At 70.9% G+C, this 10,387-nt stretch carries 11 protein-coding genes and 4 tRNA genes; 10 read left to right on the forward strand and 5 right to left on the reverse strand.

From position 1 onward, the window contains the following. A complete protein-coding gene (locus tag ABZ810_RS42640) occupies positions 1–357 on the reverse strand; it encodes a YciI family protein (RefSeq protein ID WP_358413053.1) in 357 nt (118 codons plus the stop codon). A gap of 174 nt (positions 358–531) precedes the next feature. Between ABZ810_RS42640 and ABZ810_RS42645 the strand changes: the two genes are divergently transcribed. From ABZ810_RS42645 to ABZ810_RS42665, 5 genes are all read left to right on the forward strand, one after another. Continuing rightward, positions 532–1,320, forward strand: a complete 789-nt coding sequence (locus ABZ810_RS42645) for an ATP-grasp domain-containing protein (protein WP_358412976.1) — start codon at positions 532–534, stop codon at positions 1,318–1,320. Positions 1,321–1,463: 143 nt separating this feature from the next. After that, positions 1,464–1,709, forward strand: a complete 246-nt coding sequence (locus ABZ810_RS42650; RefSeq protein WP_358412978.1) for a sigma factor-like helix-turn-helix DNA-binding protein — start codon at positions 1,464–1,466, stop codon at positions 1,707–1,709. Positions 1,710–1,890: 181 nt separating this feature from the next. Continuing rightward, positions 1,891–3,933, forward strand: coding sequence for a phosphate acetyltransferase (pta, locus tag ABZ810_RS42655; RefSeq protein ID WP_358412980.1), 2,043 nt, complete (start codon positions 1,891–1,893; stop codon positions 3,931–3,933). Then, the gene (locus tag ABZ810_RS42660) at positions 3,930–5,099 is read left to right on the forward strand and encodes an acetate kinase (protein ID WP_358412982.1); all 1,170 of its coding nucleotides are present in this window, start codon (positions 3,930–3,932) and stop codon (positions 5,097–5,099) included. Before pta ends, ABZ810_RS42660 begins: the two co-directional genes overlap by 4 nt. 402 nt (positions 5,100–5,501) lie before the next feature. Continuing rightward, positions 5,502–5,753 (forward strand): hypothetical protein, encoded by a 252-nt coding sequence (locus ABZ810_RS42665; protein ID WP_358412984.1) that lies wholly within the window; start codon positions 5,502–5,504, stop codon positions 5,751–5,753. A 167-nt stretch (positions 5,754–5,920) separates the two neighbouring features. Here the strand turns inward: ABZ810_RS42665 and ABZ810_RS42670 are convergent, their stop codons facing one another. Continuing rightward, entirely contained in the window at positions 5,921–6,514 is a 594-nt protein-coding gene (locus ABZ810_RS42670) for a LysR family transcriptional regulator substrate-binding protein (protein WP_358412986.1), read from the reverse strand. A gap of 131 nt (positions 6,515–6,645) precedes the next feature. Here ABZ810_RS42670 and ABZ810_RS42675 point away from each other — a divergent pair. The 4 genes from ABZ810_RS42675 to ABZ810_RS42690 all read left to right on the forward strand — a co-directional run bounded on the left by ABZ810_RS42675 (position 6,646) and on the right by ABZ810_RS42690 (position 6,971). Then, a tRNA-Ser gene (locus ABZ810_RS42675) sits at positions 6,646–6,731 on the forward strand. Position 6,732: 1 nt separating this feature from the next. Then, positions 6,733–6,805, forward strand: a tRNA-Met gene (locus ABZ810_RS42680). Positions 6,806–6,823: 18 nt separating this feature from the next. Further along, positions 6,824–6,896 (forward strand) — tRNA-Arg (locus ABZ810_RS42685). 2 nt (positions 6,897–6,898) lie between these two features. Next, a tRNA-His gene (locus tag ABZ810_RS42690) sits at positions 6,899–6,971 on the forward strand. A gap of 1 nt (position 6,972) precedes the next feature. Here ABZ810_RS42690 and ABZ810_RS42695 read toward each other — a convergent pair. Continuing rightward, the gene (locus ABZ810_RS42695; RefSeq protein WP_358412988.1) at positions 6,973–7,467 is read right to left on the reverse strand and encodes an SRPBCC family protein; all 495 of its coding nucleotides are present in this window, start codon (positions 7,465–7,467) and stop codon (positions 6,973–6,975) included. After that, positions 7,464–7,973 carry a metalloregulator ArsR/SmtB family transcription factor gene (locus ABZ810_RS42700; protein WP_358412989.1) on the reverse strand — a complete coding sequence of 170 codons (510 nt, stop codon included), beginning with the start codon at positions 7,971–7,973 and terminating at the stop codon, positions 7,464–7,466. Before ABZ810_RS42700 ends, ABZ810_RS42695 begins: the two co-directional genes overlap by 4 nt. A gap of 144 nt (positions 7,974–8,117) precedes the next feature. Between ABZ810_RS42700 and ABZ810_RS42705 the strand changes: the two genes are divergently transcribed. Continuing rightward, on the forward strand, positions 8,118–9,941 hold the full coding sequence (locus ABZ810_RS42705; protein WP_358412991.1) for a glycoside hydrolase family 3 protein: 1,824 nt from the start codon (positions 8,118–8,120) through the stop codon (positions 9,939–9,941). Between the two features lie 50 nt (positions 9,942–9,991). Here the strand turns inward: ABZ810_RS42705 and ABZ810_RS42710 are convergent. Further along, positions 9,992–10,387, reverse strand: a 396-nt coding sequence (locus tag ABZ810_RS42710) for a hypothetical protein (protein WP_358412993.1), incomplete at its 5' end; no start/stop codon positions are given.

A 10,387-nucleotide genomic window follows, 5' to 3' on the forward strand; every position in this document is an offset into this window, starting at 1 on the left:
TCAGAGCGCGTTGCCGGCGGCCTCGTGCAGGATCGGCCACACCTCCACGGCGCCGACCGAGGCGAACGGGATCTCGGCGGCGAGGTCCAGGGCGCGCTGCTCGTCCTCGACGTCCACCAGGTACCAGCTGGCCAGGTACTCCTTGGTCTCCAGATAGGGGCCGTCGGTGACGGCGGACACCCCGTCGCGGACGCGGACGGTCCTGGCGCGGACGGCGTCGGCGTTGCCGTACGCGCCGAGGAGCTCACCGGTCTCCTTGTACCGGACGTTGAACGCGTCCTGCTCGGCGAGCGCCTTCCGGGCCTGCTCGGCGGGGAACGAGGTCCACAGTTCGGCGTTGCCGTAGATGATGATCATGTACTTCACGGCGGGTCTCCTTCTGGCGCGGGTGCCCCTCCTGGGCGCCCTTCACCCCGTGGTCGGAGCGGCCACCGCGTCCTCGACACGGACGCCGCGGATTCCGGAGAAACTTCGGCGGGCCGCCGGACGTCATAGAGCGGCAGCAGATTTCTGATCACCCGGAGGTTCCCGGTGCCGACCCTCGTTCTCTCGCCCCGCTACACCGACGACTCGAAGGTGCTGCGGGCGGCGGCCGGCGCGGCGGGCTGGAAGACCGAGCGGCTCGGCGGCTGGCGGGCGCCCGGTCACCTGCGCGGGCAGGACGTGGTCCTGTACGGCGAGCCGACGTTCGTCGAGGTGATCGCGGCTCGGCTCGGCGTGGGACTGGTCGACGCGCCGCACGACTGGCTGCTCGGTCTGCCCGAACGGCACCGGCGGCGCGAGGTGAACGAGTCGACGCTGGAAGCCGTGCGCCGTTCCCTGAACGAGCCGATGTTCGTGAAGCCCGCGGACGGGCGGAAGGCGTTCGAGGGCACGGTGTACCGGGCCGGAGACGACCTGCCGGGCGAGGACGTGCTTCCCGGCGAGACCCCCGTTCTCGTCGGCGAGCCGGTGACGTGGGAGATCGAGTTCCGGTGCTTCGTGCTGGCGGGCGAGGTCGTGACGATGTCGCCGTACCTGCGCGACGGCGGGCTGGCGCGCACCGCCGCGGGCCGCTGGGAGGCATCGGAGGAGGACGTTCGGGCCGCGGGAGAGTACGCGGCCGGACTGCTGGCCGAGGTACCCGTTCCGCCCGCGGTGGTGGTCGACGTCGGCAGGATCCGCGACCGCGGCTGGGCCGTCGTGGAGGCCAACGCGGCCTGGGGCGCCGGCCTGTACGGCTGCGACCCGGCAGCCGTCCTCCCCGTCCTGGCCCGCTCATGCGCACCCGGGCCGGCCGACACGCAGTGGACGGTAGAACGCCTGGAGCTCACCGACTGACCGCAAACGACCGGGCGGAGCCGGGTCTCTTCAGGGGCGTCGGTGCCCGCGGGAGATCCCCTCCGCCTAAGGTCTCCTGAGCCGGACCTTAAAGGGGGCTTAGGGAACGCCCGGTGGCGGTGGTGCGGTGCGAGATTCATCCCGTGGCACTGCGATACGGAAAGAACGCGGTGGACGAGATGTCCGCGACGGCGACCGCCCCGGGTCCGGCGGTCGTCGCGCGGGCGCTCCGTTCACTCGCCCCGGTCCATCGAGAGATCCTCGACCAGACGGTCTTCCGCGAGCGGTCGGTGAACGAGGCCGCGGCGTCGCTGGGAGTGCCGGTCGACGTGGTCAAGGTCCGCGTCTACGAGGCGCTCAGCGCCCTCCGCCTGGCCCTCAGCGGCTAGCCCGCCCTAGCCTCCCGCCGTTCGGAGAGCTCGACCGCCGTCCAGCGGAAGAGCCCACCACCGGTGGACGGAGCGAGGCTCCTCCGCTGGGCGGGCGGTCGACCGGCGCCCGGCGAGGGGCCGTGGCGGGGGGTCCCGTACGATCGTTCATGCCCGATCGGACGGCGAAGGGCCGGGGGGAATGACGCACGCGGTGTACATCGCGGCCAGTGACGCCGCCACCAAGAAGGCCGCCATCGCGGTCGGCATGACCGAGCTGCTGTCCCGGAGGGTCGGGCGCGTCGGCGTCTTCCGGCCCGTGATCCGGGCGGGCCGGCCGGATCATCTGGTGGAGACGCTGCGCTCGCGCTTCCGGCTCGCCCACACCGCCACCGGCGTGACGTACGAGGACGTGCACGCCGACCGGCAGCGCGCCACCGCCGACATCGTCGCCCGCTACCGCGGCCTCGCCGAGCAGGTGGACGCGGTCGTCATCGTCGGCACCGACTACACCGACGTCGGGGCGCCGACGGAGTTCGAGTTCAACGCGACCCTCGCCGCCCACCTGGGCGCGCCGCTGCTGCTGGTGGTGAACGGCCAGGGCCGTACACCGGCGCAGAACGGGGTCGCGGTCGATCTGGCGCTCGCCGAGGTCAAGGCCGAGCACGCGACCGAGCTGGCCACCGTCGTCACCCGGGTCGGAGCCGCCGACGTGAGCGCGGTGGCGCGGCTGGACCGCATGTTGTTCGCGCTGCCCGAGGTGCCGCGGCTCAGCGCGCCGACCGTGCACGACCTGATGGAGGCGTGCGACGGGCAGCTGCTGCTGGGCGAGGAACGCCTGCTCGGCCGCGAGATCGGCAAGATCATCGTCGGTGCGATGTCGCTGCCCAACATCCTCACCCGCCTCACCGAGGACGCGGCGATCATCATTCCGGCCGACCGGGCCGCCGGCCTGCTGCCGGGGTTGCTGGTCGCGCACACCGCGCCGACCTTCCCGGCGCTGTCGGGCATCGTGATGAGCGGTGGCATGGAGCTGCCCGAACCGGTCGCCCAGCTGCTCGACGGCATGTCGGTCCGGCTCCCGGTGGTGATCACCGAGGAGGACACGTTCGAGACGGCCACCCTGTTGTCGAAGGTCGAGGGCCGCTTCACGCCGGAGGCCGACGGCAAGATCGAGACGGCGCTGGGGCTGTTCGACGAGTACGTCGACGGCGAGGCGCTGCTCGACCGGCTGCAGGTCAGCAAGACCGCGGTGACGCCGCTGATGTTCGAGTACGACCTGCTCGAACGGGCGCGCTCGGCGCGCCGGCACATCGTCCTGCCCGAGGGTGAGGACGAGCGCATCCTTCGCGCCGCCGACCTGCTGCTGCGCCGCGGCGTCGCCGAACTGACCCTGCTGGGCGACGCCGCCGAGATCGAACGGCGCGCGGCGATCCTCGGGCTGGACGTGAGTGACGCCCGCGTTCTCAGCACGTTCGACCCGGCCCTGCGCGAACGGTTCGCCGAGGAACTCGCCCGGGCCCGCGCGCACAAGGGCGTCAGCCTCGACCTGGCCCGCGACACCGTCACCGACGTCTCGTACTTCGGCACGCTGATGGTGCACCTGGGGCTGGCCGACGGCATGGTGTCCGGTGCCGCGCACACCACGGCGCACACGATCAGGCCCGCGTTCGAGGTGATCAAGACCGCGCCGGGCACCGACATCGTGTCCAGCGTCTTCTTCATGTGCCTGCCCGACCGCGTGCTCGTCTACGGCGACTGCGCCGTCAACCCCGAGCCGGACGCCGAGGAGCTCGCCGCGATCGCGATCTCCGCCGCGGCCACCGCCGCGCGGTTCGGGGTGGAGCCGCGCGTCGCGATGCTCTCGTACTCGACCGGCGACTCCGGCCACGGCGGCGACGTCGACAAGGTCCGCGCCGCGACCGCGCTCGTCCGCGAACGGCGTCCCGACCTGCTCGTCGAGGGGCCGATCCAGTACGACGCGGCGATCGACCCGGGGGTGGCGCGGACCAAGCTGCCCGACAACCCGGTGGCGGGCCGCGCGACCGTCTTCATCGTTCCCGACCTCAACACCGGCAACAACCTCTACAAGGCCGTCCAGCGCAGCGCGGGCGCGGTCGCCGTCGGCCCGGTGCTCCAGGGCCTGCGCAAGCCGGTGAACGACCTGTCGCGCGGGGCGACCGTGCAGGACATCGTCAACACCGTGGCCATCACCGCCGTCCAGGCACAGGGAGAGAACCCGTGAACGTCCTGGTGCTCAACTGCGGCTCGTCCTCGATCAAGTACCGGCTGCTCGACCCCGCCACCGGCACCCTGGCGTCCGGCCTGCTCGAACGCATCGGCGAGCAGAACGGCAGGCTCGAGCACAGCACGGCGGAGTCGGCCCGCGAGGACCGGTACCCCGACCACGAGGCCGGGCTGCGCGCGATCCTCGACGTCTTCGAGTCCGAGGGCCCGGCGCTGACCGACGTCGTGGCGGTCGGGCACCGGGTGGTGCACGGCGGCGACCGGTTCAGCGACCCGGTCGTCATCGACGACGCGGTCGAGAAGGCCATCGACGAGCTCAGCCCGCTCGCGCCGCTGCACAACCCCGCCAACCTGGAGGGCATCCGCGTCGCGCGCGGCGTCTTCCCCGACCTGCCGCACGTGGCGGTCTTCGACACCGCGTTCCACCAGACGCTGCCGCCGCACGCCCACACCTACGCCGTGCCCCGCTCGTGGGCGTCCGACCTGGGCGTACGACGGTACGGCTTCCACGGTACGTCCTGCGCGTACGTCTCCCGCCGCGCCGCGGAGATGCTGGGCCGCCCCTACGAGGAGACCAACAGCATCGTCCTGCACCTGGGCAACGGCGCGAGCGCGACGGCCGTCCAAGGCGGCCGCAGCGTGGAGACCTCGATGGGCCTCACACCCCTCGAAGGCCTGGTCATGGGCACCCGTTCCGGCGACATCGACCCGGCGCTGCCCGCGTACCTCGCCCGGGTGGCCGACATGAGCCTCCTCGAGGTCGACACCGCGCTCAACAAGCACAGCGGCATGCTCGGTCTCGCGGGCGCCGGCGACCTCCGCGAGGTATGGCGCCGCGCGAACGCCGACGACGCGGACGCGCGCGAGGCCCTCGACATCTACTGCCACCGCATACGCAAGTACGTGGGCGCCTACTACGCGGTGCTGGGCCGCGTCGACGCCATCGTCTTCACAGCCGGCGTAGGCGAGAACGACGCCGGCATCCGCGCCCGCTCCCTGTCCGGCCTGGACCGCCTGGGCATCACCGTGGACACCGCCCGCAACACCACCCCCTCCCGCAAAGAACGCCAGATCTCCCCCGACCACGCCGAAGTCAGGGTCCTGGTAATCCCAACCGACGAAGAACGAGAAATAGCCACCCAATCCCTAGCCACAATCCAATAACCCCACGCCCACGCCCCCGCACCAACCCCGCGCCCCTAAGGCCGACCACGCACGCCGTCACCACGTGAGCCCCGGCACCAACCACGCGCGCGCCAATCGCCCGCACGAACCGCCGCACCCACCGCTCATTCGCGACGGCGGCTTCCGATGACCCATCTCACCGTAGGTGGCCGGGGAACGGGGGGAACCTCACTCGTAGTCACGCGCCTTGCGGGTCGCTCGTGCTGGCCGCTCGTGCCGGTCGCCGGGTTGTGGCCGTGCGGGTGGGTGCTGGCAACGACCGGCGCGCGGGGGCGTTCGCAGATCTACCCAATCGTGGACTGTGCCTGACCCAGGATCGACTACTCAGCGTGAGATTCTCATACGCGAACGTAGTCATCCCCCCGAAAGCGAGGCGATGCGATGAAGAAGCGAATCCTCATCGGTGCGTGTGGCGCCGCCCTGGCCGTCACCGCGTGCGTTGTGCCAACGGCGTCGGCACAGGCCGCGGAGCAGCAGCGGGCTCGGTGGAGCGACACGGGTGCCCGGTTCTACTGGCACTCGAGCTGCAAGGAGGCCGGGAAGGCCGGCGTGCGGAACGAGGGCTGGGAGGCCTGGGACTGCAAGGGCAGTTCCGCGCCCTGGGAAGAGTACGAACTCTGGAAGCTCGACTAACAGCGAGCTCTACCAGCACTGAGAGGGAAGACCCCAGCGTCACCTGAGCGCGAGCCGCACCGTGCGTCACGTCACGGCGCGGCTCGCGCGCTTTACGTTCACTTCTGCGCGTTGCGTTCTGCGAGTCCTGGCCGGTCGGTTCGCGCGCTCCATGCGGTCCGGTCGGTCTATGCGGTCCGGCCGGGCGGCGAGGTCTGTGTGGCTTGGAGGGTGCGGACGATGTGGGCGAAGCTTTGGACCAGGGGGCCGGCTTGTCCGTCCACCCAGGCGAGCGCCACGCGGAGGGGGTGCGCGCCGGTCATGGGGATCCAGGCCAGGTCGGGACGTGAGTAGTAGCGGGCCATGCTGGCCGGGGCGAAGCAGATGGCGGCGCCTTCGGCGACCTGCTCCAGCATCTCTTCCACGTTGTCGTTGGTCGGACCCCATCGCGGGGCGGAGCCGTCGGGCCGTGGGTTGACGGCCCACCAGTCGACCCATTCGCGTGGTGCGCGTTCGGTCCACATGACTGGCTCGTCCTTGACGTCCGTGATCGACAGCTCGGTGCGGTCGGCCAGGGGGTGCGTCGCGGCGAAGGAATTCAGGGCTTGGGAGCCGTGACGTGGTTCACCGACCTGGGCTGACGGGCATTTTCTGTTTCGGCGGGCCGGGTTTTCGACCGGCCCGCCGAATAAATGCGTTGCGGCAACGGAACCGGCTTGGCAGAGTGAACGTCGAACACACACAAGACCGGCCGAGAGGGGAGCGGAACGATGCGACGCCATCGAATGCACAGCAGTAGCCGCAGCCTCTCCGGTCTCGGGAGTGCCCGTCGCCACAGGTGATCCGACCTGCGCGTACGACGTGCCCACCGCCCGCGGACCCGGAGTCCGTCAGGGCGGTTCTTCGTTTTCCCGGAGGGTTGGCCGAGTGGGAAGGCAGCGGCTTGCTAAGCCGTCGTCAGGGTCACCCCCTGCGTGAGTTCGAATCTCACACCCTCCGCGCCGGATAGGAAGGCTGGCGCCTTCGGCGGTCTCATAAACCGCATCAGGCAGGTTCGATTCCTGCATCCGGTACGCACAACTGAACAACGAGTCTCCGTGGCGCAGGGGAAAGCGCGTCGGGTTGCGAACCCGAAGGCCGCAGGTTCGAATCCTGCCGGAGACACGGCGGTCGTGGTGTAGTGGTCTGCACACCAGGTTGTGGCCCTGGAAGTCCTCGGTTCGATCCCGGGCGATCGCCCTCAGGCAAGTCCGTCGAAGTAGTCCTTCTGCGCGGGGTAGTAGTCCTCGAACGCCGGGCGCGGCGTGTCCTCGCGCGACGCGACCAGCATGTCGAGGTAGTACTCCCAGCCCGGCCCCATCGAGCCCAGCATCTCGTCGCGGATGCGGTGGTGGATCAGCTCCAGCACGGTCACGCCGTCGGCCTCCGCCAGGCGCGCCTCCAGCTCCCACCGTCCGCCCGACTCGTCGTCGGCGCTGAGCAGCAGGCGTTCGGGCGGCTCGCACGCCTCGATGCGCATTTCCATCCACGGCTCGCCCTCCTCGAAGAGCATCCGCGTCTTGATCACGTTGCCCGCTCCCGGCTCGCCCTCCCACGGGCCGAACCACCGGGCCGTCCGCTCGGGTTCGGTGACGCTCGCCCAGACGTCCTCGATGGGCGCCTTGAAAGTGCGGCTGAGCACGAGCTCGGAGCCGTCGGCCGTACGCCGCAGCCTGCCGGTCGGTATCGGGGTCATGCCGTGTTCTCCTCGGTGTCGGTGTCGGTGTCGGTGTCGGTGTCGGTGTGGGCAGCTGTGTCGCTGCGCGTGTCGGTGCTGAAGTTGGCGGATGTGCCGGTGGCGTTCTGGCGGGCCGTGTGCTTGCGCGAGCCGGTGGTGCGTCCGCGTTCGCGGATGGTGCCTTCGCCTTCGCCGTCGGTGCGCCGGCGGTCGCGGGTGGTGCGGCGGACCTCGGTCTCCAGGGCGTCCAGCCGGTGGTCCCAGCTCGCGGGAGCGCGCAGCGTGGTGATCCATTCGGCGAGGCCGGTGAGCGGCGCGGGGTCGAGCGTGTACAGGCGGCGCCTGCCCACCAGCTCGTCGCGGACGAGCCCGCATTCCCGCAGGACGCGCAGGTGGCGGCTGATCGCGGGACGGCTGATCGGGAAGCGCGCCGCGATGTCGCCGGCGCTGCGCGGCTCGGCGCGCAGCAACGCCAGGATCTCCCGGCGCACCGGGTCGGCGATCGCGTTCACCACCTCGTCCACGGCTAAAGCGTAACCCACAGGTTACGCTTTGGTCCACCCCCGGGTGTCCGGATGCGGTCGTTGCGCGGGCCCGTCGATCGCCTTACGTTCCATTTGTTGAGTGGGGCAACGTATTCCGGTTCCCGACCTCCAGCGGAGGCGACGATGCACCGCAGTCCACCCCGGTCCCTCGCCATCGGCCTGCTCACCACGTTCATGCTGGCCTCGGGCGGCGCCGCGACGGCCGACACGGCCACCGGCTCGCGCTCACCCGTCCGTGAACGGGTGGAGGCCCTGCTCGAACGGATGAGCCTGGACGAGAAGATCGGGCAGATGACGCAGGCCGAGCGCGGGTCGCTCACCGGCGACGACATCACCCGCTACCGGCTCGGCTCCGTCCTCTCGGGCGGCGGCTCCACGCCCACCCCCAACACGCCCGAGGCGTGGGCCGACATGACCGACGGCTTCCAGCGGCAGGCGATCGCCACGCCGCTGCGCATCCCGCTGATCTACGGCGTGGACGCGGTGCACGGCCACAACAACGTCGTCGGCGCGACGATCTTCCCGCACAACATCGGCCTCGGCGCGACCCGCGACCCCGAGCTCGTGCAGCGCATCGGGCAGGCGACCGCCGAGGAGGTCACCGGCACCGGCCCCGACTGGACGTTCGCGCCCTGCCTGTGCGTCGCGCGCAACGACCGCTGGGGCCGCACCTACGAGTCGTTCGGCGAGGTCCCCGAACTGCCCGCGTCCCTGTCGACCATCGTCACCGGCTTCCAGGGCCGCCGGCTCGGCGGCAAGGCCTCGGTCCTCGCCACCGCCAAGCACTACGTCGGCGACGGCGGCACCACCGGCGGCGTCGACCAGGGTGACACCCAGGTGTCCGAGGCCGAACTGCGCCGCGTTCACCTCCCGCCCTTCCAGGCCGCCGTCCGCAGGGGCGTCGGCTCGGTGATGATCTCGTTCAGCTCCTGGAACGGCGTCAAGCTGCACGGCCACCGCTACCTGATCACCGACGTCCTCAAGAGGGAGCTCGGCTTCTCCGGGCTGGTCGTCTCCGACTGGAACGGCATCGACCAGATCGACGGGCAGCCCGGCTTCACCGCCGCCGAGGTCACCACGGCGGTCAACGCCGGCATCGACATGTTCATGGTCCCGTACGACTGGAGGCGGTTCATCGAGACCCTGCGCGCCGAGGTGCGGGCCGGCCGGGTCCCGCAGGCCCGCATCGACGACGCCAACCGCCGCATCCTGACCAAGAAGGTCGAGCTCGGCCTGTTCGAGCGCCCGTTCGCCGACCGCGGCTACCTGCGCACCGTCGGCAGCCCCGAGCACCGCGCCCTGGCCCGGCACGCCGCCGCCCGTTCCCAGGTACTGCTCAAGAACGACCGGAACGTCCTGCCGCTCTCCCGCACCAACAACAAGATCTTCGTCGCGGGCAAGAGCGCCGACGACATCGGCATCCAGACCGGCGGCTGGACGATCACCTGGCAGGGCTCGCCCGGCCCGATCACGCCCGGCACCACGATCCTGAAGGGCATCGAGCAGAACGCCGGCCGCGGCACCACGGTCACCTACAGCAAGGACGGAACCGGCGTCGACCGCTCGTACAAGGCCGCCGTCGCCGTCGTCGGCGAACTCCCGTACGCCGAGTTCATGGGCGACCGTCCCGCCGGCATGGGCCTCGACGCCGACGACCTGGCGACGATCGGACGCCTCCGCGCCTCCGGCGTCCCGGTCATCGTCGTCCTGGTCTCCGGCCGCCCGCTGGACATCGCCGCCGAACTGCCCAAGTGGAACGCCTTGGTCGCGTCCTGGCTGCCCGGCACCGAGGGCCGCGGCGTCGCCGACGTCCTCTACGGCCTCGCCCGCCCGACCGGCAAGCTGCCCGTGACCTGGATGAAGAGCGCCGACCAGCAGCCCATCAACCGCGGCGACGGCAAGACCCCCCTCTTCCCGTACGGCTACGGCCTCACCTACCGCCGCTGACCGCGAGCCCCCGCCGCACCGCCCCAGGGCGCAACGGCGGGGGCCTCCCGTCACTCCTCCCGCACGCTTACCCCCGCATGCGCCAGCAGCGCCCCGACACCCTTCTCCAGGGTCCCGACACTCCGCTTGAGATCGGACATGCCGACCTTGAGCTCGGACACGTCGGTCTTGAGGCCGGACACGTCGGTCTTGAGTTCGGACACGTCGGTCTTGAGGCCGGCCACGTCGGCCGTGAGGCCGGTGACGCGAGTGTCGAGGCCGGTCACCTGGATCTTGAGATCGGCCATGTCGGCCGTGAGGCCGGTCACGCGAGTGTCGAGACCGGTCACCTGGATCTTGAGATCGGCCATGTCGGCCGTGAGGCCGGTGACGCGAGTGTCGAGGCCGGTCACCTGGATCTTGAGATCGGCCATGTCGGCCGTGAGGCCGGTCACGCGAGTGTCGAG

The sequence above is a fragment of the Spirillospora sp. NPDC047279 genome (assembly GCF_040643285.1).
In the GTDB taxonomy this organism is placed as follows: Bacteria; Actinomycetota; Actinomycetes; order Streptosporangiales; family Streptosporangiaceae; genus Spirillospora.

Bases quoted from the DNA above. Each gene is read 5' to 3' on its own strand.
- ABZ810_RS42640 (WP_358413053.1), bottom strand. From the start codon at position 357: ATGATCATCATCTACGGCAACGCCGAACTGTGGACCTCGTTCCCCGCC.
- pta (WP_358412980.1), top strand. From the start codon at position 1,891: ATGACGCACGCGGTGTACATCGCGGCCAGTGACGCCGCCACCAAGAAG.
- ABZ810_RS42665 (WP_358412984.1), top strand. From the start codon at position 5,502: ATGAAGAAGCGAATCCTCATCGGTGCGTGTGGCGCCGCCCTGGCCGTC.
- ABZ810_RS42670 (WP_358412986.1), bottom strand. From the start codon at position 6,514: ATGGCGTCGCATCGTTCCGCTCCCCTCTCGGCCGGTCTTGTGTGTGTT.
- ABZ810_RS42695 (WP_358412988.1), bottom strand. From the start codon at position 7,467: ATGACCCCGATACCGACCGGCAGGCTGCGGCGTACGGCCGACGGCTCC.
- ABZ810_RS42705 (WP_358412991.1), top strand. From the start codon at position 8,118: ATGCACCGCAGTCCACCCCGGTCCCTCGCCATCGGCCTGCTCACCACG.